This window comes from Tamilnaduibacter salinus (genome assembly GCF_003096655.1).
Taxonomy (GTDB): Bacteria; Pseudomonadota; Gammaproteobacteria; order Pseudomonadales; family Oleiphilaceae; genus Tamilnaduibacter; species Tamilnaduibacter salinus.
On sequence record NZ_QEKQ01000001.1, the window covers coordinates 52,484 to 78,843 of the forward strand.

Below are 26,360 nucleotides of genomic sequence, written 5' to 3' on the forward strand. Positions count from 1 at the left end.
GCGCCGGTCACAGTCGAGGAGATCGCCCATGACGGCCAGGGAGTCGGCGCCCGTGCAGCCGCGCCAGTTGAGAGTGTATCAGCCGCTGGACCGGCTGACTGATGACCAACTGATTCTGCTGTCCTCACGTGCCGAGTTTCGCCAGTACCGACCGGGGCAGAGCATTGCCGAACAGGGCACCCGGGACGGTCTGGATCTGTTTCTTCTTGAAGGCGAGGTGGCGCTCAGTGCCCGTGACGGGCGCACATCCACCATCGCCGCCGATAGTGAGGCGGCGCACAACCCCATCGCCCGCCTCCAGCCCCGGATGTACAGCGTCACGGCGACGAAGCCGGTGCGCCTGATGGCGGTGGCCCAGGAGCTTGTCAATCACCTGCTCCGGACGGCGCCGGCTGAGGAGCTGACCGAGGCGGCCGAGGTGGCGCCGGATAGTGACCAGGATGACACGCCGGCGCACGATCTGCTGATGGAATTCTACGCCGACCTAAAGGCCAACCGGTTGCGTCTTCCCAGTGTGCCGGACGTGGCGTTCAAGGTGCGTCGGGCCACGGAGCGGGAGAACGCTACCGCCGATGACATGGCGCAGGTGGTCAGCGCCGATCCATCCATTGCCGCCAAGCTGATCCGGGCCTGCAACAGCGCACTCTATCGGGGTGTCAGTGAGACCCGGACGGTCCGCGAGGCTGTGGTTCGGCTTGGAACCCGAACCACTCGGCAACTGGTTACCATGTTCGCCATGCGCGAGGTTTTCCGGGCCGAACACAAGCAGCTCCAGGAGCAGATGGACGAGCTCTGGCACCATTCCCGGGAAGTGGCGGCCCTTTGCTGGGTACTGGCGGATGCGGCGACCCGGCTGGACCCCGAGGAAGCCATGCTGGCTGGCCTGCTACACGATATTGGGATGATTCCAGTCTACGTGTTTGCCGATCAGCAGGCGCACCTGGCCGGTGACCTCACCGAAGTCGCCCATGTGGTCGATGCCCTTCGGGCCGACGTTGGCGCCGCTGTACTGGAAAACTGGAGCTTCCCGGAGGCTTTCGTCCGGGCGGCCCGTCACGCGGAGAACTGGGAGTATGAGGCGGCCGAGGAAGAGCCACAGCTGGCGGATGTGGTGATCGTGGCCCAGCTTCACGCCATGATTCACGGCCAGCGTAATGAGGGGCTGCCCCATTTTTCTGAGGTGCCCGCGTATCGCCGCCTCGGGGAGTTGACCCTCAGTGCATCACGCAGCCTGGAGCTGCTCCACCAGGCGGAGGACCGGGTCAGCGAGCTTCAGTCGCTGTTACGGGGCTGAACGCCTGAGCGGCCTCCGTGAAGTCAGTGGCGACATAAGCCAGAGCCACGCCGGCCATCAGCGCCAGTGTGGCCAACGTGAAGGAGCCCGGGCGCATGGGGGACTGATCGTGACGGCTGTAGGAAAAACGCGTTACACCCGAAACCATCAGGCCGAGCATCAGCCCCCCGACCACATCGGAAAACCAGTGAACGCCCAGATAGACCCGGCTCAGTGAGACCGCGAGCATGGGCAGGCTGAAGCCTGCGTAGATCATCCAGCGATGGCGTCCGTGGTATTCCCGGGCCAGGAAACTGGCACTCAGCCCGAGAACCAGAGCAATACCGGCGGCGTGACCACTGGGGTAGGCGCCGGATTCGGGGGGGACCAGAACGAGTTCCGGCCTGGGCACCCCCAGCGAGACTTTCAGTAGGCTGACCAGGGCAGCGGTCGCGGTGCCGGCTATAACGATATGCACGGCCGCCATGCTGCGGCGGCGGAACGCCAGTGCCGCTGCGGCGATCATGAACAAGATGGTCAGCAGCCGGACGTCGGCGAGTCGTGTCAGGCCAACCATGACCGGGTCAATCAGTGGGTGTCGCAGTGTCTGGAAGAATGACGCTGTCGCCTGGTCGAAATCGCCCAGCATCCGGGTTTCAACGACGATGAGCGTCCAAAGGATAAAACCGGTCAGGGTGACGACCGACAGTACCAGCGACGGTAGCGGGAATTCGCTGTCGGACTGGCGCCGGCTTGAGAAATGGCGCCAGATGACACGCCCGGCTGGTGAACGGTTTACGCGGCGTGCCAGCCACTCATAGAGGCGTCCACGATTGAGCAGATCGTAATGGAGCCGGAAAAACAGCGCGTAAATCAGCGCGAGAATACCCAGAGCAATGCCCATTATGGGGTAGAAGTGAGGCGGCAGATCAATGGACTGGGCCATCGCGCTGCCCACGAGGAAGCCGGGCAGAATGTAGACCGGTGCCCAGCCGACCGCGGACGTCAGGTTGAAGACCAGAAACAGACGGGCTGGCATGGCGAAGGCTCCGGCGACTAACGGCAGAACTGGTCGGATCGGGCCCACGAACCGCCCGATCACAATGCTCTTGCCGCCGTGGCGGCGGAAAAACCGTTCTCCGTTTTCGATGACGGATGGATATCGGCGAAAGGGCCAGACCTCGTGAAGCCGACCGCTGAACAGGCGCCCGAGCCAGAAGCTGACGCCGTCGCCGACAACCGCGCCGGACCACGCGAACGCCAGCGTTGGAAGCAGGCCCAGCCCGGTTTCCCCCGCCAATACGGCGACGGCGAACAGCAGGGCCACACCGGGCACAACGACGCCGGCAATGGCCAGGGATTCGATCAGGGCAATGGTAAAGATGGCGGTTCCCAGCCAGCCTGGGTGAGCAGAGAGCCATTCCAGGAGTGGCTCAACGGCCTCCATCACGACTCAGGCTCCGGTTCCGCCTGGAACCAGGCGCGATCCGTGCCTTCCTGGCAGGCCCGGTCCAGAGCGCTCTCCGCGCGGGCCATCACCGTGTCAGCCTGGGTATCTGTGTCCTGGCGGATGGTACACCCCAGCGAGACTGTTACCCGACCGACCGGCGGCCAGGCACCATCGCGGATCGTGCGACGGATACGCTCGACGATGACCCGGACGCCCTCTTCCGGAGTGAACGGCAGAACGAGGAAAAAGTCATCGTCATCCAGCGCGTACAGTGTGTCGCCGGCCCGGATGATGGAGAACAGGGATTCGGCGACATCGCGACGCAGGCGCTGACGCACGGTGGTGCCATGGAGGTTGCCGATCTCCGCCAGATGGTCGATCCGCAGGCGGATGACCGCCATTGGGTGGCCCGTGGCCCGGGACCGGCTCAGTTCTTTCTGGAGGGTTTCATCCAGAAAACGGGCATTGTGGGCACCGGTCAGTGAGTCAGTGATCGCGAGCGTCTCGGCCGACTGCACCATGTGGGTATGACGACCATTGAAGTAGGCCGCCAGAGCCACCAGTCCGGCACCGGCAAGGATCAGCATGACCGCGTCCGGTGTGGGCATGAGGATCAGTGCCCGCAGTGTGAGTGCCAGGAGCAGTGTTGCCGAGAGAATCAGCGCCTGCCAAAGCGGCAGGATCAGAAAATTCAGCAGGATCAGCGGGAACAGCCAGTGGCTGGTCTCCGGGTGGGGGCCGGCGAACTGCGCGATGCCCGTCACGAGAGTGAGGCCGGAAAGAATCGGCAGGTGCAGGCGGGCGGACAGTTGCTGTCGGCGGACCACAATGGTGTAGAGCATTCCGCAGGCAGCCAGTAGCGTGATAGCGGCGCCCAGATAAAACAGGCCGTAAAAGCCGTACCGCAGGTTCTGCAGGGCCAGGGCCGCCATGAACAGTGCGGTGAGCCCGTAGCCGAGCCCGTGTGTGGCGGTGCGGAGCTGGGCTTCAGTCATCGCCGGTCTCCGTCTGGTCGTCGACAGCGCCCGACCAGGCACTGAAGGACTGTGTGCGGTTGCCGCCCTGCTGCTGTGCCCGTCGCAGGGCCTGGTAGGCTGAGGCCTGCAGGCTTTCGGCGTCATCGCCGATGTTGAGCCCGGCGACACCGGCGCTGACCGTCGTGTTCACGCCGTGCGACTCGAGAAGCTCGCCCAGGCCCCGGCGCAGACTTTCGCCCTGGCGGGTTGCGCCGGCGGTGTTCATGCCCGGCAGAATGGCGAGAAATGCCATGTCATCCACCCGGTAGTAGCTGTCGAATGCCCGCAGCCGGGAATGGAGAAATCGTCCGACCCGGGGCAGGGCGGCGCGCAGGCTGGGGGCCGGTCGGCTCTGGGTGACCGGCCGATCCAGCCCGATCAGCAGGACGGCCAATTCGAGTCCTTCCCGGTCGCTGCGCTGGATTTCCTTGTGCAGGTCCGAGGACAGGTACTCCTGGCTGGCGGCCTGGGTCAGCTCGTCGGTGCGCCGCAGTGGCGCCAGTTGCCGGCGTTTGTAGTCGCTCATGAACAGGAAGACCAGAGAAAGCAGGATGGTCAGCAGAATGCCCACCAGCATCTGGTGACGACTGGCCCCCAATGACAGGTCAAAGCTCGCCATCAGGGACGCTGGCAGTAGCGCGGCAATCAGAACGCAGGCCCAGCGCAGTGGCCAGAGCAGGCTGATGACCAGCGGCAGGAGGTAGCTCCATTGCGCGGTGCCGCTCTGGTGAGTGAGAATCGCCGGCAGTATGGCCAGCAGGGCCAGTACGCTGATCAGTCGCAGCGGCCACTGGCGCACTTCCTGTTCCGGTCGTGACAGGCCGGTGAGCATCAGGATGCCCATGATGACGAACAGGAACGCGGTCAGTGCCGCCAGCGCCTGGCCCTGCCAGGCATTGATCGCCGCCGCAGCCAGCAGTGCGGCAACGGGAATCCACAGAACCGGTTCGGGGAGTGGCCGGTCAGCCCGGTTTGGCATGGGGTGTCTCCGTGACAGTCATCTCCGGCCCCGGCCACCCCGCCCGGGAGGGGCAGGCAGCGGTTGGGGCTGCGTTTGCGTCTGGCCCCGGTATAATACCTGCAACGACGGCGTCCTGAAATGCAGGCGCGCCCACCGGAGAGAATCCGTTACAGAACATTCAGTGACAACCACGGGACGCATTGATGGATATCACGCACTACATGGCCGACGTGGGCCGCCAGGCCCGTGAGGCCTCCCGGGCCATTGCCCGCTCTGAGACCGGCCGGCGCAATCGCGCGCTCGAGGCCACAGCCGAGGCCCTCAACCGGTCGCGCGCCGCTCTGGCGGATGCCAACCGGCAGGACCTGGAAGACGGCCGGGCCAACGGGCTGGATGAGGCCATGCTGGACCGGCTGGCCCTGACCGACGCCCGGATCGACGCGATGATTGCCGGTCTGCACCAGGTGGCGGAGCTGCCGGACCCGGTGGGCGGCATCACGGATCTGGCGTACCGTCCGTCCGGTATCCAGGTGGGGCGGATGCGGATGCCGCTGGGCGTGATCGGGATCATCTATGAGTCCCGGCCGAACGTGACCGTCGATGCGGCCAGTCTCTGTCTCAAATCGGGCAATGCCACCATTCTCAGAGGTGGATCGGAGGCGATGCGCTCCAATCAGGCCATCGCCGCCTGTCTGCGCGACGGGCTGGCCGAAGCCGGCCTGCCGGATACCGCCGTTCAGGTGATCGAGACCCGTGACCGCGCCGCCGTCGGCGAGCTGATCACCATGCCGGAGTTCGTCGATGTGATCGTTCCGCGCGGTGGCAAGGGGCTGATCGAGCGGATCAGTCAGAATGCGACCGTGCCGGTCATCAAACATCTGGATGGGGTTTGTCATGTCTACATCGACAGCCACGCCGATCCGGAAAAGGCGCTGGATGTGGCCGTCAACTCCAAAACGCAGCGCTACGGCACGTGTAACACGATGGAAACGCTGCTGGTGGATTCGGAAATCGCCGATGACATGCTGCCGTTGCTGGCGGATCGATTCGCCGCCCATGAGGTGGAACTGCGTGGCTGTGAGCGGACGCGGGCAATCCTGACAGGGATCAGCGCGGCCGAAGCGGGCGACTGGGATGAGGAGTACCTGGCGCCGGTCCTCGCGGTGCGGGTGGTGGACGGCCTGGATGAGGCCATGGCGCACATCGAGCGTCACAGTTCCCGGCACACCGAGTCGATCATCACGGAGAACCTGACCCGGGCCCGCCGTTTCCTGAAAGAGGTGGATTCCAGCTCGGTGATGGTCAATGCCTCAACGCGGTTCGCGGATGGTTCGGAATACGGTCTGGGCGCGGAGATCGGCATTTCCACCGACAAGCTTCACGCCCGTGGGCCCGTGGGGCTGGAGGGCCTGACGTCCCAGAAATACGTGGTGTTTGGCGATGGCCATGTCCGGGGCTGAGCGCTGATGCGCGTTATTGTTGGCGGCACCTTCGATCCGATTCACCACGGCCATTTACGGATGGCCATTGAGTTGCGCGAGCGTCTCGGGCTGGCGGATGTGTCGTTGGTGCCCTGTCATCTGCCACCGCATCGCGGCGAGCCGGGTGCCTCGGCGGACCAGCGCCTTGCCATGCTTAATGCCGCCATCCGGGATGAGCCCGGGCTGACAGTGGACCGGCGTGAGCTGGCACGGCACCGGCCGTCATACACGGTCGATACGCTGGCGTCGATCCGCTCCGAAATCGGCGACGATGAGCCGCTTGCGATGGTTACCGGCACCGATTCGTTCGCCGCCATCGATCGCTGGCACCAATGGCCGCGCCTGCTGGAACTGGCACACATCATCGTGGTGGAACGGCCGGGCCATGACATTCCTGCCGGGTCGGTCGCGGACCGGCTGCTGGCCGATCACCGGTCAGTCGGCGCCGACTTCCTGGAGCGGACTCCGTCGGGAGGCGTCTGGTCCGTCTCCCTGCCGCCCCTGAGTATTTCCGCGACGGATATCCGTCTCGCGCTCCGCGAAGGTCGGTCTGCCCGATACTGGCTGCCGGACGACGTACTGGCCCTGATTCAGGATCAACGACTGTACAGCCCTTCCTCCGATGGGGGGGAGTGATACAATTTGAGCAGGAGGTCGGTCGATGACCTCCGGGAGGGCAATCAGCCGCATTGCCTGACGATCAACGCGCGGTGAGCATCCGCACAACAGGGAATCTATGAACGCCGACACACTCAAAAACACCGTCCTGAACGCACTGGACGACCTGAAAGCCCGTGATGTGACCGTCATGGACGTCAGTGACCGTACCAGTGTCACCGATTACATGGTTCTCGCCTCCGGCACCTCCAACCGCCATGTCCGCTCTCTTGTCGATGAAGTGACCCGCCAGGCCAAGGCGGCCGGCGCCCGCACCGGCGGCGTTGAAGGGGGTGAGGTCAGTGACTGGCTGCTGGTGGACCTGGGCGATGTGGTGGTCCATGTCATGACGCCGACGACCCGGGAGTTCTACGATCTGGAGCGACTCTGGCGCGATGCCCCGACGCTTGGCGCCGCGGGCGGCGACTGAGGATGCGCCTGAAGCTGATCTGTGTGGGGCAGAAGATGCCCGGATGGGTCAATGAGGGCTATCGTGAATACGCCCGGCGTTTTCCGGCTGGCCTGGACCTGGTGCTGACCGAAGTGAACCTGCCGGGCCGGGGAAAGAACCCGGACATTGACCGGCTGGTTCGGCGCGAAGGGGAAGCCCAGTTGGCGGCTTTGTCCCCGTCCGATCATGTGATTGCTCTGGAGGTGGAGGGGCGCGCCTGGTCGACGCAAAAGCTCGCGAGTCGCCTGGAGGACTGGCAGATGGCCGGGCAGGACGTGGCATTCCTCGTCGGAGGGCCGGACGGCCTGGCGCCGGCGTGTCGGGAGCGTGCGGATCAGCTCTGGTCACTGTCGCCGCTGACCTTGCCACACCCGCTGGTCCGCGTGGTGGTCGCTGAGCAGCTCTACCGGGCCTGGGCAATCACCCGGAATCATCCATACCATCGAGCCTAGAGAGTCCAGCCATGGCCTGGGGCGAATTCAAGGACATTCACGCCGAACGCCGCTTGTTCCAGCGTCGCATCGCCATTGCGTTGGTCGTGGTGCTGGTCCTGTTCGGCGTGCTGGCCGCGCGGCTGTACTATCTCCAGGTCTTCCAGCACGATACCTTTACCACCCTGTCTGAGAAGAATCGGGTCCAGGTCCGGCCTGTTGCGCCGCCACGTGGACTGATCCATGACCGTAATGGGGTGCTTCTGGCCGAGAATCGGCCGGTGTTCCGGGTAACCTTGGTGCCCGAGAGAATCGACGACATGACAGAGACGCTGGAACGGCTTCGGGATGTCCTGTCTGTTACCGAAGACGATCTCCAGCGCTTTCGCGACCGGCTGCAGGAGTACCGCCGTCCGTTCTCTCCCGTACCGCTGTTGTACGATCTCAGCAAGGACGAGATGGCCCGCATGGCGGTCAACCGGCATGAATTCCCCGGTGTGGAAGTGGAAGCGGAGCTGGTGCGTTACTACCCCCACAGCCGCATTACCGCCCATGCGCTCGGGTATGTGGGACGGATCAATAAGGAAGAGATGCAGTCGGTGGACGCGGTGGACTATGCGGGGACCAACTACATCGGCAAGTCGGGTGTGGAGCAGTTTTACGAGGATCTGCTGCATGGCTCGGTGGGCTACGAGCACGTGGAGACCAATGCCCGTGGGCGCACACTGCGTGTTCTGGAGGAAGAACCGCCCGAGCCTGGGCGCGACCTGACCCTGAGCCTTGATATCCGTCTCCAGAAGAAGGCTTTTGAGCTGCTTGGTGACAATCGAGGCGCGGTGGTGGCGCTGGATCCGGACACGGGCGGCATTCTGGCGCTGGCCAGCAAGCCGGGGTTTGATGCCAATCAGTTTGTGACCGGGATTGGCGTCAAAGCGTACCGGTCGCTGAGCCAGTCGCCGGACAAGCCTCTGTTCAACCGGGCGCTGCGCGGGCAGTATCCACCGGGGTCGACCATCAAGCCGATGCTGGCCATCGCGGCTCTCGACAGCAACGCCACCACGCGTGAGAAAACCATCTGGGACCCCGGTTACTTCAAGCTCAAGGAAAGTGGGCGCCGTTACCGTGACTGGAAGCGAACCGGTCATGGCTGGACCGACCTCAACAGCGCCATTGCAGAGTCCTGCGATGTGTACTTCTACCAAATGGGCGTTGAGATGGGCGTGGACACGATGCATGACTACCTGGCCCGTTTTGGGCTGGGGGTCAACACGGCCCTTGATATTCCCGGTGCCCGGTCCGGACTGTTGCCATCAGCCGCCTGGAAGCGCGGTGCCCGGGGCGAGCCCTGGTATCCGGGAGACAATGTCAATATGAGCATCGGGCAGGGGTTTATGCTGGCCACGCCGTTGCAGTTGGCGACGGCCACGGCGGTGGTGGCCAATCGTGGGGAGTGGCAGGCGCCGCATATGCTGAGACAGGTTGAGGGCGAGGTCAGTGCGGCTTCGGCGCTGCCGGAGAGCGGGCAGCAGGACATTCAGCTGCGTGAGCGTCGGGACTGGCAGTATGTCGTGAAGGCCATGGAAGATGTGGTTCACGGCGAGAAGGGCACCGCACGCCGGGTCGGCCGGGGAGCGGCCTATCGTTTTGCGGGGAAGACTGGTACCGCCCAGGTGTTCAGCCTCGAAGAGGACGAGGAATACAACGAAGAGGAAATTCGTGAGCGGTTGCGGGATCATGCCCTGTTCGTTGGCTTCGCGCCAGTCGATGACCCCGACATTGCGCTTGCCGTGCTGGTGGAAAATGGCGGCAGTGGTAGTGCTGCGGCGGCTCCCATTGCCCGTTCCCTGTTTGACGCCTGGCTGATGGAACTGCCGCATGGTGATGCTGAGAAGGCGGTCGTCGCCGGCTCCGACACGGAGGTGGCCAGCGATGGCTGACCGGGACTTCATCCGCCAGATGCCGGAGCAGTCGCTGGGAGGGGAGCGGGGCCTACTCGGTGCGATTCATCTCGATCCCTGGTTGTTGCTGCTGCTCTCTGTCCTGCTCTGTGCTGGTCTGGTGGTGCTATACAGTGGTGCGGATCAGAATGTGGCCGTCGTCGAAGCTCAGGGCGTGCGCATCGGCATCGGTTTCCTGATCATGGTGCTGCTGGCGCAGCCCGATCCGGCTTTCTATCGGCGCTGGTCGCCGCTGGTCTATATTGCGGGTGTCATGGCCCTGATGGCGGTGCTCATCATGGGCGTGGGCGCCAAAGGGGCCCAGCGTTGGCTGGATCTACCCGGTCTGCCACGGTTCCAGCCTTCGGAATTCATGAAGCTGGCGGTGCCTGCCATGGCGGCCTGGTACCTGTCGCGCTTCTATCTCCCGCCAAGCCTCTCGCGTCTGATGGTTGCGGTGGTGCTGGTGTTGGTCCCGATGGTGTTGATCATTCGTCAGCCGGACCTGGGGACGGCATTGTTGGTGGGGGCGGCGGGCCTGGTGGTGGTTTTCTTTGCGGGCATCAGCTGGAAGCTTGTCGGGGCGTTCCTGGCACTGATCGGTGTCACCGCGCCGGCCCTCTGGTTCTTCGTGATGCGGGAGTATCAGAAGCAGCGGGTACTGACCCTGCTGAATCCGGAAAGCGACCCGCTGGGCTCGGGCTGGAACATCATTCAGTCCAAGACGGCCATCGGCTCCGGCGGACTGACGGGCAAAGGCTGGCTGTCAGGCACTCAGTCCCATCTTGACTTCCTGCCAGAGAGCCACACGGATTTTATCGTTGCCGTTCTCGCCGAGGAGTTCGGTTTCATCGGGGTTCTGGCTCTGCTGTTCCTGTATCTACTGATCATCGGCCGCTGTTTCTATATCGCCGTCTATGCCCAGGACTCGTTCAGCCGGCTGCTGGCGGGAGCGCTGACCATGACGTTTTTCGTCTACGTGTTCGTCAACATTGGTATGGTGAGCGGTATTCTGCCGATTGTCGGTGTTCCGTTACCGCTGGTGAGCTTTGGCGGCACGTCCATTGTGACCCTGATGGCCGGGTTCGGGGTTCTGATGTCGATTCACACACACCGACGAATGCTCGCCGCCTGAATTACCGTCTGTTCAGGTTCTGTCGCCCGGGTTGTCGGCGTGGTAGCCTTTTGCACCCAGGCCCTGTCGGGCCGTTTTCACCGGAGGAGCCGATCCTGATGCTGCGGTCCTGTTTCCTGTCTGTGATGCTCTTAATCGCGCTTTCCCTGCTGTCGGCTGGCACGACGGCGGACTACCGTCAGGATCCGGAGGCGAGGGCCATGGTGGACCGGCTGGTTGCTGAAGACGGCCTGGACCGCAATCAGCTCATGGATTGGCTGGGGCAGGCCCGACGACAGGAACAGGTTCTGTCGCTGATCCGCCGCCCCGCCGAGAAGACGCTGACCTGGGGCGAGTACCGGTCCATCTTTCTCACCGAGCGCCGGACCCGCCTCGGTCACCGTTTTCTCAATCAACACGAGCAGGCGTTTGCCCGGGCGGAAGACGTCTACGGGGTACCCCGTGCCATTGTGGCCGCCATCATTGGCGTTGAAACACGCTATGGCGACGTGATGGGCTCAATCCGGGTGCTGGATGCGCTCGCGACGCTCGCCTTTGATTATCCGCCCCGGTCGGACTTTTTCCGTGGCCAGCTGGCGGAGTATTTCCGGCTGGTTCACGAGCAGGATTTCGAGGTCACAGAGCCCACCGGCTCCTATGCCGGCGCCATGGGCTATGGGCAATTCATACCCGGCAGCTATCGTCATTACGCGCGGGATTTCGATGGCGATGGCGTCGTGGACCTGATGGGCAGTCCGGTTGACGCCATTGGCAGTGTCGCGCATTACATGGCCCGGCACGACTGGCAGCCCGGGCAGCCGGTGGCCGTGCCAGTCGATGAAGCGACTCCGTCACCCGCGCTTCTGACCGAGGGGCTGAAGCCCCGGCTGACACTGGCGGATTATCGCCGAGCCGGCATTGACGACGGCACCCCTCTGGCATCGGACACGCCAGCGCGGCTATTGGCTCTGACGGTGGGAGACCAGACGCGGTACTGGCTGACGTTCCCCAATTTCTACGCCATAACACGCTATAATCACAGCCATCTTTACGCGATGGCGGTTCTCGCGCTGTCCCGGACGCTTGAGACGGATGAAGGCAAAGGCTGATATGCGGGTTCTGGTGGTGTGGTTGTTGGTGGGGCTGGTGGCCGGATGTGCCTCGACGCCGGATTCCTCGTCCCGATATGATCTGGCTCAGGATCGCGGTCCATCCGGTAATCCGGATGTCAGCGAACTGGAGAACGCGGTGCCCCGCTATGAACCCCGGACGTCGGCCGGCAACAAGTCCCCCTACACGGTCTGGGGCGAGCAGTACACGGTCATGAGTGACGCCAGTGCCCGGAACTATGTCCAGCGTGGACGCGCGAGCTGGTACGGCGAGAAATTTCACGGTCACCGGACGTCCAACGGCGAAATCTTCGACATGTATGCCATGTCGGCGGCGCACAAGCGACTGCCACTGCCAAGCTTTGCCCGAGTGACGAACCTTGAAAACGGCCGTCAGGTGATTGTGCGGGTCAACGACCGAGGCCCTTTCCATGAGGGCCGGATCATCGATCTGTCCTGGGCGGCTGCCAGAAAACTCGGGTTCAGCGATCACGGCACGGCTCGGGTCGAGGTGGCCTCAGTCACGGTATCGCCGGATGGCCAGCGGTATGTTGCCGGATCAGACGGTGTATCGGAAGCTCCGGATGAGGACGGCACGCCGGCCAGCGCGCAAGCGCTGTTCGTTCAGGTGGCCTCCTTTACCCAGCCGGGTTCGGCACAGCGCCTGTCGCAACGCCTGCGTCAGGCCATTGGTGAGGCAGTCCGGGTGCGAACGGCGGGCCCCTGGCACCGGGTGCAGGTCGGGCCGTTTTCCGCCCGATCGGAAGCAGAGAGCCACCGGTGGCGCATCGAGCGTCAGGGCTTTGGACGCCCGATTGTCGTTACCGCGCCGAACTGAACGGCAATGGCACGGTCTGACCCGGGCTAGTGAGCATGTCACGATCTGTGTCCACAGAAAAACCATTGATAAACCACGGAATGAAACCAGCAATGACTCAAGTAATCCCTTATCGAATGGGCCGACACCTGTCGGTGTGCGTTGCACTACTCATTGGCCTGATGGTGAGCGTGGTCGGGGCGGCGAACGCTCAGGGCCAGCAGGCCCTGATTCCGTCGCCGCCGACAGTCTCGGCCAGTTCCTACATTCTCATGGACGCCCGCAGCGGTCGGGTGATCATCGAGGAGAACAGTGATGAGCATCTGCCGCCGGCGAGCTTGACCAAGATGATGACGGCCTACATCGTCGAGCGCGAGCTTGATGAGCAGCGCATTGCCATGTCGGATCAGGTGCCGATCAGCGTCAATGCCTGGAAGACCGGTGGTTCGCGGATGTTCGTCCAGGAAGGCACCGAGGTGTCCGTTGAGAAACTGCTCAAGGGCGTCATCATCCAGTCGGGTAACGATGCCAGTGTGGCATTGGCCGAGTTCATTGCCGGCAGTGAGGATGCTTTCGCCGATATCATGAACCAGCAGGCGCGCCAGTTGGGGATGGAAAACTCGCGTTTCCAGAACGCAACCGGACTGCCGGAGAGCGACCACTATTCGTCCGCCCGCGATCTGGCACTGCTGGCGCAGGCGATTATCGAGGATTACCCGGATAATTACCCCCTCTACGCGGAGAAGTACTTCACCTACAACGACATCCGTCAGCCTAACCGCAACAGCCTGTTGTGGCGTGACCCGTCGGTGGACGGGCTGAAAACCGGGCACACGGAAGCGGCGGGCTACTGTCTGGTGGCTTCGGCGGACCGTAAGGGCATGCGGCTGATTGCCGTGGTGATGGGGACGAGCAGTGAACAAGCCCGGGCGCAGGAGGTCCAGAAACTGCTCAATTATGGCTTCCGCTACTACGAGACCCACAAGGTTCTCAGCGCCGGCCAGTCTCTGGAGGAGAACCGGGTCTGGGGCGGTCAGGCCGATCAGGTCAGTCTTGGTGTCAGTGACGATGCCGTCGTTACCATCCCGCGGGACAGCAAAGAACAGCTCGAGTACATGATGGACATTGACACCGTGATCGAGGCGCCCGTGCAGGCCGGTGACGAACTCGGTGAGGTCCGGGTCACGCTCGATGGCGAGGTGATCGTTCGTGAGCCGGTTGTTGCGCTGCAGAGCGTTCCCGAAGGAGGTTTGTTCAAGCGTCTGTGGGATGCCATCAAACTCTTCTTCATTCAGCTGTTCAGCTAGGGAGCGGTCATGAGTCAGCAACAACCGCCCAAAATTGAGTTCCCGTGTGACTACACGATCAAGGTGGTCGGCGACGCCGCTCCGGACTTTCGCGAACTGGTGATCGCGGTCGTGGAGCGTCACGCACCGGGCATTAATGAGAAGGATGTGCATGAGCGAGACAGTCGCAACGGCCGGTTTGTCTCCGTCCGGTTGCGCATCCGGGCGACCGGCGAAGACCAGCTCAAGGCCCTGACCGAGGACCTCAAGGCCACTGGCCGCGTTCACATGGTGCTTTGATGGTTCGTGTCCGGGAGCTCGGTCAGCAGCCCTACCAGCCGGTCTGGGAGGCGATGAAGGCATTCACCGACCAGCGGGTGTCTGACACGCCTGATGAACTCTGGGCGCTGGAGCACCCGCCGGTATTCACCCAGGGGCAGGCCGGGCGTGCCGAGCACATTCTGGCGCCGGGAGATATCCCCGTTGTCCCGGTGGACCGGGGCGGACAGGTGACCTATCACGGGCCCGGCCAGTTGGTGGTTTACCTGATGGTGGATCTGAAACGCCGTCGGATGGGGGTGCGGGACCTGGTGTCGGGTATCGAATCCGCATTGGTGACGATGCTGGCCGGGTATGGCATCGCAGCGGCCCCCCGGTCGGATGCCCCGGGGGTGTACGTGGACGGCGCGAAGATCGCGTCTCTCGGGTTGCGGGTCCGCCGCGGGTGTTCGTTTCACGGCCTGGCACTGAACGTGGATATGGATCTGGAGCCGTTCAGTCGGATCAACCCCTGTGGCCTGGCCGGGCAGCCCATGTGCCGGATGACCGATTATCAACCGTCTGCAACCGTCGCGACCATCACGCCCGAGTTGCTGGACGCGCTGTCGACGTCGCTGGCACTGGGCGCATTGACCTTTGAAACAACCCTCCCGGCATCGCTCTCACCGACCGGATAGCTGCTACCCAGGTGCGCCCTCAGTCGGCGATGACTTCTACCGGGGTCCCGTGAACGCACACCTGGTTCCGCCCACCACTCTTGGCTTCGTACAGCGCATCGTCGGCCTCCTGCAGGAGCCGATCGATCGAGGCGCTGTTGCAGATTGTTGCGATGCCGGCGCTGACCGTCGTGCTGATGGGGCTACCGCTGTCGGACGGGACGGTCTGGGCTGCGATTGTCGAGCGAAGCCGTTCCGCCGTCTGGTAAGCCTGGGAGGCATCCGTTTCCGGCAGAATCACGAGGAACTCTTCTCCCCCCCAGCGGGAAACGGTATCGACCCGACGGCAGACAGTTTTCAGCTGGCTGGCCACCATGACAATCATCTTGTCGCCCACCTGATGACCGTAGGTATCGTTGATGCCCTTAAAGTGATCGATGTCCAGAAGAATGACGGAGAAAGAGCGGCTGTTACGCTGATAGCGCTCGTACTCATGTTCCAGTGCCCCAAGCCCCTCGCGACGATTCGCCAGATCGGTCATGGCGTCATGCTTGGCGGCGTACTCGTAGTCTCGGGCCAGCGAGAGCAGGCTTGCCTTGCTGCGGCGACGGCTGAGGTCCAGAAGAAAACAGCAGACCATTTCAAATCCCAGCACTGCGGTCATGGTAATGCCGAAGTAATTTCCGTAAGGCGCATTGAAAAGCTGGCTGCCAAGCGGCGAGAAAAGTAGCGTTACCCCCACAAGGCCCAGCAGGCAGGTGCCCACACCGACCTTGATGCTGCTGATATAGAACACAACCGGCGGATAGGCGAACAACCACAGGATTGCCGCCCCTTGCTCCAGGGCACCGAGGGCCAGATAGAAAAAAAGGAACGTGATAAGAGTGATGAACGTCCGGCGTTGCAGGGCCTGATGACGCCGGGCCCAATAGACGAAGCTGTTGGCGACCAGCAGAATCGCCACCACGATCAGCACCGTGACGTGAATGAAATCGCCCCGCTCACCCGCCCGCCAGGCAAAAAAGAACAGCAGGGGCAGGGCGGCAATGCTCAGGCCGTTAATCAGCGTTGGTACGGGAATTTCACCCCGGACGAGCTGCTCGGCCAGCGCGTGATCGTCTTCGTATGTTTCAGGCATTGTTTCTGGGATTGTTATTGTGGTCTTTGATGTCTCGCAATACTTGAGACAACTGACATTAATCTAGCCTGACTTCAGCCGGTTGTCTGTTTTTAATCGTAACTGTCACATCTTACATTGGCTCCATGGTCGGGGCTGTCATGGCAGGTCAGTGACCGGTCTGATCGGCCGGTCCCGTATAATGGACACTGGCATTCAACAATGGTTTCCGGATTCATGAGTACGAGTAAGACACGGAAAGCGGTTTCCCGCATCAAGACGGGGCGTTTCGAGCGCCAGCTCAGCCTGACACGGGCGGGCCTCTTCGCGGGGACGCGGATGGCGACACACATGGCGACCAACTGGTTCGGGGGGCGCGAGACGCGCGAGCAGCGCAGCCGCGACATGATGTCCAGCCAGGCACGCTTTCTGGTCGATGAGCTCGGCAAGCTCAAAGGCAGTGTTGTCAAGATCGGGCAGGTGATGGCGCTCTACGGCGAACACTTTCTCCCGGAAGAGGTGACGGAAGCCCTGCACACGCTTGAGGATCAGACCACCTGGCTGGAATGGTCGTCGATCCGCCGTGTGTTGCTCGAGGAGTTGGGCGCTCAGCGCCTGGCGGAGCTGGAAGTGGATGCCGAACCGATTGGTGCGGCGTCACTGGGGCAGGTGCATCGGGCGCGGCGCCGTTCGGACGGCCTGGAACTGGTGCTCAAGATCCAGTATCCAGGGGTTGCCGAGGCGGTGGACAGTGATCTGAATGCGGTTGCGCAGATCCTCAAGATGGCGCGTTTGGTGTCCATTGGCCCCGAGTTCAATGAGTGGCTCGAGGAAGTCCGTACCATGATGCACCGTGAGGTGGATTATGGGCTGGAAGGGCGGACCACAGAGCACTTCCGCCAGATGCTGCTGGATGATGATCGCTTCATCGTTCCGCGCGTGCTGCCTGAGTTCTCCACCTCTCATGTGATGGCCTCTACCTATGAGTCCGGCATTACGGTCGGATCCGACGAAGTGGCGAATCTTCCTGTGGAGCGCCGCAGCGCCCTGGGCAGGGCGGCCCTGGAGCTGTTCTTTCGGGAGTTGTTTGTCTGGGGTGAAATCCAGACCGATCCGAACTTTGGCAACTACCGTATTCGTGTTTCGCCGGACCCGGCTCGCGAACCGGACCGGATCGTTCTGCTCGACTTCGGCGCGGTTCAGGAATATCCCGACCGGTTCCTGAACCCCGTGCGCAAGATGATCGAAGCGTCCTACGAGCAGGACCGCGAACGCGTGATTGAGGGCGGAATCGCTCTGCATTTCATGAGCCGCGACTGGCCGGAGGATGTGCTCTATCGGTTCGCGGAGGTCTGCATGTCGGTTCTGGAACCGCTGGCGCCGCATAACTCGGACTGGCCCGATTACGCTGTGAACGAACAGGGGCAGTACCGCTGGAAACAGAGCGATCTGCCTTCAAGGGTGGCCCGCCAGGCCGCCCGTTCCGCGATCAGCCGGTATTTCCGCATTCCCCCGAAAGAGTTCGTCTTCCTCAACCGAAAGCTCATTGGCGTCTACACGCTGATCGCTGTGCTCAAGGCGGAGTTTAACGGCGAGGATCTGCTGCGAGCTTACTTGTACCCCGAGAAGTGAATGTCGCCACGGAAAAACACTGAAAACACGGAAAGCGGCCTTTGGCCGCGATGATTGAATGAAGTCTGACGGTTAACGACTTCCGCGTTTTCTGTGTCATTCCGTGGCAAAAAATCACTGAGGAACCGCCTGCACCGCCCACAACACCACCGCATACCGCACCCCCTTGCCGATCGTCACCAGCACGATGAAGTTCAGCCACGGCACGCGCATCAGCCCGCCAATCACCGTCAGTGCGTCGCCGCCAATCGGAAGCCAGCCCAGCAGCAGGGACCACTGACCGTAACGGTTGAAGCGGTCCTGCGCCTTCTGGAGCTGCTTCTCGGAAACCGGAAACCAGCGCCGGTCACGGAACCGTTCAATCTGACGGCCGATCCAGCCGTTCACCACGGAGCCGAGGGAGTTACCGGCGGTGGCGGACAGCCATAACCACCAGGGATTCAGGCCTTGCGCGACCAGGGCGCCCAGCAGAATCTCGGAATAGGCGGGAAGCAGTGTGGCGGCTGCAAAGGCCGTTGCAAAAAGGGTCAGGTAGCTCATGAAATGCCGTGATCCCGCGTGACGAATCGCTTGGTTCTATCAGGATGATTCACTGTATTGAGTTTCAATATGCAGTGGATTCTGGCACCATGCTGCCCGTTTTTTAATCAGTGTACGTGGTGTCGCTGACATACGTTGATCATCTCGAAGGAGGGTGGAATGGATCGCGTGACCATTTTCGGTCGTTCCAATTGCGGCTTTTGCCGTCGGGCGAAAGAGCTGTGTGAAATCAAAGAGCTGAACTTCCTGTACGTGGACATTGTCGAGGAGGGCATCAGCAAAGCCGACATGGCCAAGACCATCGGCCATGAGGTGGAAACCGTACCGCAGATTTTCGTCGGCAAGAAGCACATCGGTGGCTTCGACGAGTTCAACGCGTTCATGGAGGCGCGTGAGGCGGAAACTGCCGAGTAACGCTGGCGTTTTTAGGAAGGAAATGAAAGGCGTCCTTGCTTGGACGCTTTTTTTGTTGGCAAAAAGGTCGAGGCCAAGGCGCACCCGCCTCGGCCTCGTCAGGGACTGACGTCGTCAGACCTCGAAGGGCGTCTTGAGCTTCTTCTCGACCAACTGGTTGCTCAGGTGGGCAACACGTGGCAACCCGTTCTCGAACGGTGGGAAGCTCTCACCGGTGATCAGTGGCGCCATGTAGTCGCGGCAGTCCTGGGTGATGCCATAACCATCGTCACTGATGTAGTGGATCGGCATCTTCTTCTCCTGGTTGGCCACATCGCTCAATGCCGCCTCGCCGATGTGCCACTTGTAGGGATGGTTCTGCTCGCGAACGATGGTCGGCATGATGGCCTGCTCGCCCGCCAGCGCGAACTCGACGGCGCGCTTGCCCACTTCATAGGACTGCTCGACATCCATCGCCGAACCAATATGACGGGCGGCCCGTTGGAGATAATCCGCCACGGCCCAGTGGTTCTTGTGGCCGAGGGACTGGCGCACCATGTTGGCCAGCGTCGGCGCCACGCCACCAAGCTGGGTGTGGCCGAACGCGTCTTTTCCGCCGGCATCGGCGATGAACCGGCCATCCTCGTACTGGGCGCCTTCCGAGGCCACGACGACGCAATAGCCGTATTCCTTCACGCAGTGGTCGACCCGATCCAGGAAGGTTTGCCGCTCAAACGGCACTTCGGGGAAGATAATGATGTGCGGCGGCTCACCGGGTCCATTGCCGGCCATGCCGCTGGACGCGGCGATCCATCCGGCGTGACGTCCCATCACTTCCAGGATGAACACCTTGGTGGAGGAGTCACACATGGAGCGGATGTCCAGACTGGCCTCCAGCGTTGAGGTGGCGACGTATTTGGCCACCGAGCCAAAGCCCGGACAGTTGTCAGTGAAGGGGAGGTCGTTGTCGACCGTCTTCGGGACGCCGATGCAGGTGATGGGGTAACCCATGTGCTCGGCCATCTGTGAGACCTTGAACGCCGTATCCTGGGAGTCGCCGCCGCCGTTGTAGAAGAAGTAGCCGATGTCGTGGGCCTGGAAGACCTCGATCAGCCGTTCGTATTCACGGCGGTTTTCGCTGAAGTTCTTGAGTTTGTAGCGACAGGAACCGAAGGCACCGCCGGGGGTGTGCATCAGGGCGGCGATATCCTCATCGGTTTCCAGGCTGGTGTCGATCAGCTCTTCCCGCAGGGCGCCGGTAATGCCGTTGCGGCCGGCGAAGACCTTACCGATGGATTCGGGATGCTGTCGGGCGGTCTGGATGACCCCGCAGGCGCTGGCGTTGATGGTAGCGGTTACCCCGCCGGATTGGGCGTAGAACGCGTTCTTGACGGCCATTGAGTCGGGCGCCTCCTGGCTGTTGTGTTGCTTTGGCCAAAACTAGTCGTGCGCGGAATGATACGCGAATCCGAGCGCGTTTTCATGAGGCGTGTATCGTGGATGGTACGGTGTCCGCTTGACGGCTGAGGCCGATTGCAGGACGCTTCATCCTGTCCCGCCAACCATCAGGAATGACACGCCATTATGCACATCCACATCCTCGGTATCTGCGGCACGTTCATGGGCAGTCTGGCAGCCCTTGCCCGGGAAGGGGGGCATCACGTCACCGGGTCCGATGAAGGGGTCTATCCGCCGATGAGCACCCAGCTGGAGCAGCAGGGGATCGAGTTGATGGATGGCTTCTCTGAGAGCAACCTGAAGCCGGTGCCGGATCTGGTGCTGATCGGCAACGCCCTGTCCCGGGGGAATCCCGAAGTGGAAGCCGTGCTGAACCGGGGGCTGGACTATATGTCCGGACCGGAATGGCTCAGCCGGGAGGTGCTGCGTCATCGCTGGGTGCTGGCGGTTGCGGGGACCCACGGCAAGACCACCACCACATCCATGCTGCTCTGGATTCTGGATCAGGCGGGCTTTGATCCGGGGTATCTGGTTGGCGGTGTCCCCGGTGATTTTGACGTCTCCGCACGTCTGGGTAGTAGTGATTTCTTTGTAATCGAAGCGGACGAATACGACAGCGCCTTCTTTGATAAACGCTCCAAGTTCGTTCACTACCGTCCCAATACATTGATTCTGAACAATCTGGAGTTCGATCACGCCGATATTTTTGATTCGATCGTCGATATCGAGCGCCAGTGTCATCACCTGGTACGGACGGTGCCGTCCAATGGCCTGATCATCCGACCGGATCGGGATGGGCATCTGGACAGTGTGCTCAACCGCGGCTGCTGGACCAGTGTCCAGACCACATCGATCGGTGGCGAGGCCGCCTGGTCGAACTGGCGGGCCGAGCTGCTCCGTGATGATGGCAGCGTTTTCATGGTGATCCGGCACGACCAGCCAGTCGCCAAAGTCCATTGGCGCCATACCGGTCTGCATAATGTCCGCAATGCACTGGCGGCGATTGCCGCGGCCCGTCATGTGGGGGTGACGCCGGACCATGCGATCGCCGCGCTCAACCGGTTTGGTGGCGTCAAGCGCCGTATGGAGCTGTTGGCAGAGGTGCGGGGTGTCCGCGTCTACGATGACTTTGCCCATCACCCCACCGCCATCGCCACCACATTGGACGGGCTGCGCAAACAGGTGGGGGATGACCCGATCATCGCCGTCATTGAGCCGCGTTCGAACACCATGCAGCAGGGGGTTCATCAGGACGTGCTGTTGGACAGCGCCAGTGCCGCTGATCGGGTGCTCTGGGCCAACCTGTCGGACATGGCATGGTTGAGTGAGCGCATTCCGGAGAACGACTCCCGACATCAGCAGGGCCGGTCGGTGGAGACACTGATCGATGGGGTACTCTCCGCGTTGCCCGTGCCCTGCCACATCGTCATCATGAGTAATGGCGGTTTTCAGGGCATTCACGGCAAACTGATCAAGGAGCTGGAGCGCTATTTTGACTGATTCATCGTCCCGCCCGGTCGTCAACCTGGCGATGACGGGCGCCTCGGGCGCCCAATACGGTCTGCGGTTGCTGGTGTGCCTGGTGGCGGCCGGCTACCGCCTGAACGTCATGGTCAGCAAAGCGGCGCAGGTGGTCATCGCGACAGAGACCGATCTCCGCCTTCCCGGGACACCCGATGGGATGCAGTCCGCGTTGCGAGAATACAGCGGCGCATCAGCGGATCAGGTCGTTGTCTTCGGTCGGGAGGACTGGTTCGCGCCGCCGGCTTCCGGTTCCGGGTCCCGGGCACCACTGGTGATCTGCCCCTGCAGCACGGGGACGCTGTCGGCCCTGGCAAATGGCGCCAGTGACAACCTGATTGAGCGGGCCGGTGACGTGGCGCTCAAAGAGCGCCGTTCGCTGATTCTGGTTCCCCGCGAAGCTCCGTATTCCGAGGTGCATCTCACCAACATGCTGCAGCTCACTCGCATGGGCGCGACGATCATGCCGGCCAGCCCCGGGTTTTATCATCGGCCATCGTCCATCGACGATCTGGTGGATTTTGTGGTCGCCCGCCTGCTGGACCATCTGGGAGTGAATCAGTCGTTGATGCCTCGCTGGGGCGAGCAGCGACTGGCGAACCGGCAGCAACAGGAGGACCCGTCTTGAGTATTGACTGGCAGACCACCCGGGCGGCGATCTGGCGGCGCCACCGACAGGCCCTGCGGGCGGTTCATGAGATTGATCGGGTGCGGCTGTCCGATCTGCTGGAAATTGACCGCCAGAAGGCGGCGATCGTCACCAATACCGAGCATTTCCTGAAGGGCGAACCGGCCAATAACACGCTGCTCTGGGGCTCTCGGGGCACCGGCAAGTCGTCCCTCATCAAGGCATTGCTCAATGAGTACGCCGACCGTGGGTTGCGAGTCATTGAAGTGGACCGGGAGGACCTGCTGTTTCTGCCGGAGATCGTGGATGAGATCCGGGCGTTGCCATACCGGTTTATCATCTTTTCGGACGACCTGTCGTTCGGTCACGATGATGCGTCCTACAAGGCTCTGAAAAGCGTCATGGAAGGGTCGATCGAAAGCCCGCCGGAGAACGTGCGGGTGTATGCCACCTCCAACCGGCGTCACCTGATGCCGGAGTACATGAAAGACAATCAGGCGGCGCAGATGGTCGACGGCGAACTGCATCTGGGGGAGGCGATTGAGGAGCAGATCTCTCTGTCCGACCGGTTCGGACTCTGGCTGTCGTTCTACCCGTTTGATCAGAAGGAATACCTGCATCTGGTGGATGCGCTGTTCCCCGACGTGGAAGACCGGGAGTCCCTGCACCTGGCCGCGATCCGGTTTGCGACGGCAAAGGGCGGCCGCAGTGGCCGGGCGGCGCGTCACTTCTACAACACCTACTACGACCAGTTCTGACGTCTGTGGTCGGGGAGTGGCTGGGGGCTATTGTCTGCGCTGCATTTGATGGTCGTCCGTGACGCCAAATGCGACCGGGACATCCCTGTCCCTTCTCCGACAATAGCCCCCGGCCACTCCCCTCGTGCCATTGGCCGCCGCCCGAGTTAGTTCGTTTTCGCCACCCGGATTGAACGTTTACACCATTGAGCGGTATCGCGGGTCGTTCGACACTGACGTCACATCGTCAGTAACGCCCATAACGAGGTATTGAATGATTCCGCGCACACTCTTTGATTCGGACCTGGACGGCTTCCGCGACGCCGTCCGGAAGTTTCTCGAGAACGAAGCCGTTCCCCATCATCACCAGTGGGAGAAAGACGGTCAGGTCAGTCGTGAAATCTGGGAGAAAGCCGGTGAACTGGGCTTCCTGTGTCCGACCATTCCCGAGGAATACGGCGGTGTCGGCGCCGATTTCCGGTACAGCGCCGTGGTGATGGAAGAGATCGCCCGCGCCGCCACGACCGGTCTGGGCTGGGCGTTGCACTCGGACATTGTCGCGCCCTACATCCTGAACTACGGCACCGAAGAACAGAAAAAGCACTACCTGCCCAAGCTGGTCAGTGGCGAAATGATCGGGGCGATCGCCATGACCGAGCCGGGTGCCGGTTCGGACCTGCAGGGCGTCAAGACGACAGCCATCAAGGATGGCGATCATTACGTCCTGAATGGCTCCAAGACCTTCATCACCAACGGCCAGATGGCCGATCTGGTGATCGTGGTCGCCAAGACCGATCCGAAGGAGGGCGCCAAGGGCACCAGCCTGATGCTGGTCGAAAGTGCCTGGGACGGATTCGAGAAAGGCCAGAATCTGGAGAAGGTGGGTCTCAAGGCGCAGGACACCTCCGAGCTGTTCTTCCAGGACGTGAAAGTCCCTGCCGGCAACCTGCTGGGCAGCGGCGAAGGCCAGGGCTTCATGCAGCTGATGCAGGAATTGCCCGCTGAGCGTCTGCAGGTGGCCCTGACCGCCGTTGCGGCTGCCGAAGCGGCCTGGGAGTGGACCCGGGACTACGTCAAGGAGCGCAAGGCCTTCGGTAAGCCGGTCATGGGCTTCCAGAACACTCGCTTCAAGATGGCCGAGATGCAGTCGGACATTGCCGCCGGGCGTGCGTTCACTGACCGCTGTCTGGAACTGCATCTGGATCGCAAGCTGGACGTGCCGACGGCGGCGATGCTCAAGCAATGGACCACCGACCTGCAGTGTCGGATCATGGACGAGTGCGTGCAGCTCCACGGGGGTTATGGTTATATGTGGGAGTACCCGATTGCACGGGCCTGGGCGGATTCCCGCGTGCAGCGGATCTATGCCGGGACCAACGAGATCATGAAGGAGATCGTGGCCCGGGCCATCTGATCGGTTACGCACTTTTACAAATTGCCAATCGCGTCAAGGTACAGTGACGCGACATTCCCTAGAGTGGGCGCATCCCGAACCCGAGAAGAACAAGAGATGCGCCCATGACCCGCCTTTTCTGCCTTACCCTGATGGCTGCATTCGCTCTGGTCGGCTGCAATGAGCAGAACGGCGAGCGGCCGGTAGACGGTCGTGATACCGATGGCCTATACGAACCCGAGCCGCCCAGCGATTATCAGGGCCGTGTGATGGATGGCTATCTCCAGCAGGCCCGCGTCTGGCTGGACCTGGACGGTGACTCCCAGTATGACAGCGGCTCGGTTCAGGTCGTGATCGGTGGGCGTGCCGGCTGCGAGATCAGCACCCCGGCAGACCAGGCCGCGGAGGAATGCCTGGAAACCCTGTCGATGGGGGAGCCGACGGCGCTCACTGGCGAAGGCGGCCGGTTTACGCTGGACGTGACGGGGCTGGCGCTGCCGGACGATCAGGCCGCCGATCTCGATCCCAACAACTACCCGCTGGTGGCGGTGGCCATTCCCGGCCGCACGCTGGAAGAAACGGAGGCGGGGAATCAGATCATCAACCACGCCTTCCGGTTGACCTCGCCACCGGGTGAGCGCGTGGTGTCACCATTGACCACGCTGGTGGATGCCCGCCGAACGCTGGATCTCGATGCGCTGGATGTGACCGAGGGTGGCCTGGCCGTGGATCTGTCTGGGGTGAATCCGCTTGGGGACTACATCCAGCGGGGCGACGCGCGGGCACGTGCCTACGGCGAAGCGCTGACGCGTCTGCTTCAGATCCAGTTTCCGGATGACCGGGAGCAGGGGATTATCGACAACGGCGGTCGGTTGACCGACATCGACCGTGATGCCGATCGGGTGCTTCGGCTCGGTTACGTGTCTGCGGTGGCCGATGTGGTCGGGGCAGTGGATGCGGCGGCGCAGTCGGATGGCTATGGCAATGTCGACATCAGCGGCCTGGCATTGCCGACGCTCATTCCTGACCTCAATAACCCGCTCCTTTTGAAAGCGGTGGTGGTTGAAACGCCACCGGACAATCCAACGGCCACTGCCTCCGACCTGACAACGAGTTCCCGGGTACGCTTCCAGTATGACGCCGAGGGCGTACTCCAGGCGATTGAGGCGGACGGCTGTCTCAAACCGTCACTCTATGAAGTGGCCCGCCTCGCCCGGGTCAACGGCCGGGTCGCGGAACTGAATGTTCAGGGGTTCGAAGGATTCTTTCTGGCCTCGTCACCGGCGAGCACGTTCTACTCGGACGACGGTGACGTGGACGAACGGCTCACGTTCGACTGGACCAACGGCACCGCGGAGCTTCAGTCCACCACCAGCTGTCATGGCGGGCAGAATGGCTCCGAGCTGGGCGGCGCCGCCGAGCAGGTGCTGACCTGGACGATCAGCGGTGACACCGTGACGGTTCGGGACGGCGATCGGGAACTGGTTCAGACCGTCGGGCAGGGGATTGACCCGATGCTGGGGTATACCGATACCGATGGTACGTCCCAGTCGATTGATGGTGCGGTCAGTGGGTGCGGCATTAACGATGATGCAACTGGTGAGCCGGAGGTGATCAGTGGTACCCAGCCCTATACCTATGAGGCCGATGAAACGGGTGCCGGTGGAGATCTCCCGTCCGACGGCGCGCTCGATAGGCGGGATCTCTTGTGGGATCAGCGTTTTGGCCACCAACAGCTGCTGCGTCGGGTCTTCTTCGACACCAGCCGCTCCAGCGAGGATCTGCTGAAGTGGCAGTACCGTTATCGTACTCCGGCCGGTGACGACGAAGAGGAGGCGGGTGAACAGGCCAACCTGCTGGACGAAGCCCGGCTGAGTCTGACCGCTGGTACCCCGAACTGCGGCGGTACGCCGGGTACGCTGGACAGCGGTGGCATTTTTGCCAATCTGACGTACGAATACCACACGCTGGCCGAATCGCTTCTGAGCAGTCAGTAACCACATGACCCGGAAGGCCCAGTGGA

General features: G+C 62.3%; 25 protein-coding genes. 19 read left to right on the plus strand and 6 right to left on the minus strand.

The window, feature by feature from the left end:
• The first annotated feature begins 28 nt into the window (after positions 1 to 28).
• Positions 29 to 1,294: an HDOD domain-containing protein gene (locus C8D92_RS00275; protein WP_116918124.1), complete on the plus strand. Its 1,266-nt coding sequence runs from the start codon at positions 29 to 31 to the stop codon at positions 1,292 to 1,294.
• Here the strand turns inward: C8D92_RS00275 and C8D92_RS00280 are convergent.
• Genes C8D92_RS00280 through C8D92_RS00290 form a run of 3 tightly spaced genes read right to left on the minus strand, consistent with a single transcriptional unit; the run spans position 1,263 to position 4,718 of the window.
• Entirely contained in the window at positions 1,263 to 2,720 is a 1,458-nt protein-coding gene (locus C8D92_RS00280; RefSeq protein ID WP_116918125.1) for a bifunctional DedA family/phosphatase PAP2 family protein, read from the minus strand. The genes C8D92_RS00275 and C8D92_RS00280 overlap by 32 nt on opposite strands.
• On the minus strand, positions 2,720 to 3,718 hold the full coding sequence (locus C8D92_RS00285) for a GGDEF domain-containing protein (RefSeq protein WP_095610903.1): 999 nt from the start codon (positions 3,716 to 3,718) through the stop codon (positions 2,720 to 2,722). Before C8D92_RS00285 ends, C8D92_RS00280 begins: the two co-directional genes overlap by 1 nt.
• Positions 3,711 to 4,718 carry a GGDEF domain-containing protein gene (locus C8D92_RS00290; RefSeq protein WP_095610902.1) on the minus strand — a complete coding sequence of 336 codons (1,008 nt, stop codon included), beginning with the start codon at positions 4,716 to 4,718 and terminating at the stop codon, positions 3,711 to 3,713. The genes C8D92_RS00285 and C8D92_RS00290 overlap by 8 nt, the downstream gene beginning before the upstream one ends.
• A 185-nt stretch (positions 4,719 to 4,903) precedes the next feature.
• Between C8D92_RS00290 and C8D92_RS00295 the strand changes: the two genes are divergently transcribed.
• The 11 genes from C8D92_RS00295 to lipB all read left to right on the plus strand — a co-directional run bounded on the left by C8D92_RS00295 (position 4,904) and on the right by lipB (position 14,939).
• Positions 4,904 to 6,160, plus strand: a complete 1,257-nt coding sequence (locus C8D92_RS00295; protein WP_116918126.1) for a glutamate-5-semialdehyde dehydrogenase — start codon at positions 4,904 to 4,906, stop codon at positions 6,158 to 6,160.
• 6 nt (positions 6,161 to 6,166) lie between these two features.
• Positions 6,167 to 6,817: a nicotinate-nucleotide adenylyltransferase gene (gene nadD / locus C8D92_RS00300; protein ID WP_116918127.1), complete on the plus strand. Its 651-nt coding sequence runs from the start codon at positions 6,167 to 6,169 to the stop codon at positions 6,815 to 6,817.
• A gap of 100 nt (positions 6,818 to 6,917) precedes the next feature.
• On the plus strand, positions 6,918 to 7,268 hold the full coding sequence (gene rsfS / locus C8D92_RS00305; RefSeq protein ID WP_116918128.1) for a ribosome silencing factor: 351 nt from the start codon (positions 6,918 to 6,920) through the stop codon (positions 7,266 to 7,268).
• A 2-nt stretch (positions 7,269 to 7,270) separates the two neighbouring features.
• Positions 7,271 to 7,741 (plus strand): 23S rRNA (pseudouridine(1915)-N(3))-methyltransferase RlmH, encoded by a 471-nt coding sequence (rlmH, locus tag C8D92_RS00310; protein ID WP_095610898.1) that lies wholly within the window; start codon positions 7,271 to 7,273, stop codon positions 7,739 to 7,741.
• An 11-nt stretch (positions 7,742 to 7,752) separates the two neighbouring features.
• A complete protein-coding gene (gene mrdA / locus C8D92_RS00315) occupies positions 7,753 to 9,657 on the plus strand; it encodes a penicillin-binding protein 2 (protein ID WP_116918129.1) in 1,905 nt (634 codons plus the stop codon).
• Positions 9,650 to 10,792: a rod shape-determining protein RodA gene (gene rodA, locus C8D92_RS00320; RefSeq protein ID WP_116918130.1), complete on the plus strand. Its 1,143-nt coding sequence runs from the start codon at positions 9,650 to 9,652 to the stop codon at positions 10,790 to 10,792. Before mrdA ends, rodA begins: the two co-directional genes overlap by 8 nt.
• A gap of 98 nt (positions 10,793 to 10,890) precedes the next feature.
• Complete coding sequence (gene mltB, locus C8D92_RS00325; protein WP_116918131.1) at positions 10,891 to 11,880, plus strand: lytic murein transglycosylase B; 990 nt, start codon at positions 10,891 to 10,893, stop codon at positions 11,878 to 11,880.
• Entirely contained in the window at positions 11,864 to 12,718 is an 855-nt protein-coding gene (locus tag C8D92_RS00330; RefSeq protein WP_116918132.1) for a septal ring lytic transglycosylase RlpA family protein, read from the plus strand. The genes mltB and C8D92_RS00330 overlap by 17 nt, the downstream gene beginning before the upstream one ends.
• 161 nt (positions 12,719 to 12,879) lie before the next feature.
• Complete coding sequence (locus C8D92_RS00335; RefSeq protein ID WP_228151159.1) at positions 12,880 to 14,004, plus strand: D-alanyl-D-alanine carboxypeptidase family protein; 1,125 nt, start codon at positions 12,880 to 12,882, stop codon at positions 14,002 to 14,004.
• Between the two features lie 9 nt (positions 14,005 to 14,013).
• A complete protein-coding gene (locus C8D92_RS00340) occupies positions 14,014 to 14,283 on the plus strand; it encodes an HP0495 family protein (RefSeq protein WP_095610892.1) in 270 nt (89 codons plus the stop codon).
• Entirely contained in the window at positions 14,283 to 14,939 is a 657-nt protein-coding gene (gene lipB / locus C8D92_RS00345; RefSeq protein ID WP_095610891.1) for a lipoyl(octanoyl) transferase LipB, read from the plus strand. The genes C8D92_RS00340 and lipB overlap by 1 nt, the downstream gene beginning before the upstream one ends.
• Positions 14,940 to 14,958: 19 nt before the next feature.
• On the opposite strand, the gene C8D92_RS00350 is transcribed toward lipB, so the two are convergent.
• Positions 14,959 to 16,056: a GGDEF domain-containing protein gene (locus tag C8D92_RS00350; protein ID WP_207775088.1), complete on the minus strand. Its 1,098-nt coding sequence runs from the start codon at positions 16,054 to 16,056 to the stop codon at positions 14,959 to 14,961.
• A gap of 216 nt (positions 16,057 to 16,272) precedes the next feature.
• On the opposite strand from C8D92_RS00350, the gene C8D92_RS00355 reads away from it, so the two are divergent.
• Positions 16,273 to 17,667 carry an ABC1 kinase family protein gene (locus tag C8D92_RS00355; protein WP_095610955.1) on the plus strand — a complete coding sequence of 465 codons (1,395 nt, stop codon included), beginning with the start codon at positions 16,273 to 16,275 and terminating at the stop codon, positions 17,665 to 17,667.
• A gap of 114 nt (positions 17,668 to 17,781) precedes the next feature.
• On the opposite strand, the gene C8D92_RS00360 is transcribed toward C8D92_RS00355, so the two are convergent.
• Entirely contained in the window at positions 17,782 to 18,207 is a 426-nt protein-coding gene (locus C8D92_RS00360) for a YqaA family protein (RefSeq protein ID WP_116918134.1), read from the minus strand.
• A 159-nt stretch (positions 18,208 to 18,366) separates the two neighbouring features.
• Here C8D92_RS00360 and C8D92_RS00365 point away from each other — a divergent pair, with 159 nt between their 5' ends.
• Complete coding sequence (locus tag C8D92_RS00365; RefSeq protein WP_095609833.1) at positions 18,367 to 18,621, plus strand: GrxA family glutaredoxin; 255 nt, start codon at positions 18,367 to 18,369, stop codon at positions 18,619 to 18,621.
• A gap of 114 nt (positions 18,622 to 18,735) precedes the next feature.
• Here C8D92_RS00365 and C8D92_RS00370 read toward each other — a convergent pair whose 3' ends face one another.
• Positions 18,736 to 19,998, minus strand: coding sequence for a 6-phosphofructokinase (locus C8D92_RS00370; RefSeq protein ID WP_116918135.1), 1,263 nt, complete (start codon positions 19,996 to 19,998; stop codon positions 18,736 to 18,738).
• A 186-nt stretch (positions 19,999 to 20,184) separates the two neighbouring features.
• Between C8D92_RS00370 and mpl the strand changes: the two genes are divergently transcribed.
• The 5 genes from mpl to C8D92_RS00395 all read left to right on the plus strand — a co-directional run bounded on the left by mpl (position 20,185) and on the right by C8D92_RS00395 (position 26,334).
• Positions 20,185 to 21,558 carry a UDP-N-acetylmuramate:L-alanyl-gamma-D-glutamyl-meso-diaminopimelate ligase gene (gene mpl, locus C8D92_RS00375; protein ID WP_116918136.1) on the plus strand — a complete coding sequence of 458 codons (1,374 nt, stop codon included), beginning with the start codon at positions 20,185 to 20,187 and terminating at the stop codon, positions 21,556 to 21,558.
• A 31-nt stretch (positions 21,559 to 21,589) separates the two neighbouring features.
• Complete coding sequence (locus C8D92_RS00380; RefSeq protein ID WP_095609844.1) at positions 21,590 to 22,207, plus strand: flavin prenyltransferase UbiX; 618 nt, start codon at positions 21,590 to 21,592, stop codon at positions 22,205 to 22,207.
• Positions 22,204 to 22,965: an ATP-binding protein gene (locus C8D92_RS00385; protein ID WP_116918137.1), complete on the plus strand. Its 762-nt coding sequence runs from the start codon at positions 22,204 to 22,206 to the stop codon at positions 22,963 to 22,965. The genes C8D92_RS00380 and C8D92_RS00385 overlap by 4 nt, the downstream gene beginning before the upstream one ends.
• 253 nt (positions 22,966 to 23,218) lie before the next feature.
• Positions 23,219 to 24,358 carry an acyl-CoA dehydrogenase family protein gene (locus C8D92_RS00390; protein WP_095609829.1) on the plus strand — a complete coding sequence of 380 codons (1,140 nt, stop codon included), beginning with the start codon at positions 23,219 to 23,221 and terminating at the stop codon, positions 24,356 to 24,358.
• 104 nt (positions 24,359 to 24,462) lie between these two features.
• On the plus strand, positions 24,463 to 26,334 hold the full coding sequence (locus C8D92_RS00395; protein ID WP_116918138.1) for a hypothetical protein: 1,872 nt from the start codon (positions 24,463 to 24,465) through the stop codon (positions 26,332 to 26,334).
• Positions 26,335 to 26,360 lie beyond the last annotated feature (26 nt).

What these genes read in the sequence shown, in the direction of transcription:
- mpl (WP_116918136.1), top strand. Translation starts at nt 20,185, where the DNA reads ATGCACATCCACATCCTCGGTATCTGCGGCACGTTCATGGGCAGTCTG.
- C8D92_RS00370 (WP_116918135.1), bottom strand. Translation starts at nt 19,998, where the DNA reads ATGGCCGTCAAGAACGCGTTCTACGCCCAATCCGGCGGGGTAACCGCT.
- C8D92_RS00285 (WP_095610903.1), bottom strand. Translation starts at nt 3,718, where the DNA reads ATGACTGAAGCCCAGCTCCGCACCGCCACACACGGGCTCGGCTACGGG.
- nadD (WP_116918127.1), top strand. Translation starts at nt 6,167, where the DNA reads ATGCGCGTTATTGTTGGCGGCACCTTCGATCCGATTCACCACGGCCAT.
- C8D92_RS00365 (WP_095609833.1), top strand. Translation starts at nt 18,367, where the DNA reads ATGGATCGCGTGACCATTTTCGGTCGTTCCAATTGCGGCTTTTGCCGT.
- C8D92_RS00275 (WP_116918124.1), top strand. Translation starts at nt 29, where the DNA reads ATGACGGCCAGGGAGTCGGCGCCCGTGCAGCCGCGCCAGTTGAGAGTG.
- mrdA (WP_116918129.1), top strand. Translation starts at nt 7,753, where the DNA reads ATGGCCTGGGGCGAATTCAAGGACATTCACGCCGAACGCCGCTTGTTC.
- C8D92_RS00290 (WP_095610902.1), bottom strand. Translation starts at nt 4,718, where the DNA reads ATGCCAAACCGGGCTGACCGGCCACTCCCCGAACCGGTTCTGTGGATT.
- C8D92_RS00360 (WP_116918134.1), bottom strand. Translation starts at nt 18,207, where the DNA reads ATGAGCTACCTGACCCTTTTTGCAACGGCCTTTGCAGCCGCCACACTG.
- rlmH (WP_095610898.1), top strand. Translation starts at nt 7,271, where the DNA reads ATGCGCCTGAAGCTGATCTGTGTGGGGCAGAAGATGCCCGGATGGGTC.
- mltB (WP_116918131.1), top strand. Translation starts at nt 10,891, where the DNA reads ATGCTGCGGTCCTGTTTCCTGTCTGTGATGCTCTTAATCGCGCTTTCC.
- C8D92_RS00395 (WP_116918138.1), top strand. Translation starts at nt 24,463, where the DNA reads ATGACCCGCCTTTTCTGCCTTACCCTGATGGCTGCATTCGCTCTGGTC.
- C8D92_RS00330 (WP_116918132.1), top strand. Translation starts at nt 11,864, where the DNA reads ATGAAGGCAAAGGCTGATATGCGGGTTCTGGTGGTGTGGTTGTTGGTG.
- C8D92_RS00390 (WP_095609829.1), top strand. Translation starts at nt 23,219, where the DNA reads ATGATTCCGCGCACACTCTTTGATTCGGACCTGGACGGCTTCCGCGAC.
- C8D92_RS00335 (WP_228151159.1), top strand. Translation starts at nt 12,880, where the DNA reads ATGGTGAGCGTGGTCGGGGCGGCGAACGCTCAGGGCCAGCAGGCCCTG.
- C8D92_RS00340 (WP_095610892.1), top strand. Translation starts at nt 14,014, where the DNA reads ATGAGTCAGCAACAACCGCCCAAAATTGAGTTCCCGTGTGACTACACG.
- C8D92_RS00295 (WP_116918126.1), top strand. Translation starts at nt 4,904, where the DNA reads ATGGATATCACGCACTACATGGCCGACGTGGGCCGCCAGGCCCGTGAG.
- C8D92_RS00350 (WP_207775088.1), bottom strand. Translation starts at nt 16,056, where the DNA reads ATGCCTGAAACATACGAAGACGATCACGCGCTGGCCGAGCAGCTCGTC.
- C8D92_RS00355 (WP_095610955.1), top strand. Translation starts at nt 16,273, where the DNA reads ATGAGTACGAGTAAGACACGGAAAGCGGTTTCCCGCATCAAGACGGGG.
- lipB (WP_095610891.1), top strand. Translation starts at nt 14,283, where the DNA reads ATGGTTCGTGTCCGGGAGCTCGGTCAGCAGCCCTACCAGCCGGTCTGG.
- C8D92_RS00380 (WP_095609844.1), top strand. Translation starts at nt 21,590, where the DNA reads ATGACGGGCGCCTCGGGCGCCCAATACGGTCTGCGGTTGCTGGTGTGC.
- rsfS (WP_116918128.1), top strand. Translation starts at nt 6,918, where the DNA reads ATGAACGCCGACACACTCAAAAACACCGTCCTGAACGCACTGGACGAC.
- rodA (WP_116918130.1), top strand. Translation starts at nt 9,650, where the DNA reads ATGGCTGACCGGGACTTCATCCGCCAGATGCCGGAGCAGTCGCTGGGA.
- C8D92_RS00280 (WP_116918125.1), bottom strand. Translation starts at nt 2,720, where the DNA reads ATGGAGGCCGTTGAGCCACTCCTGGAATGGCTCTCTGCTCACCCAGGC.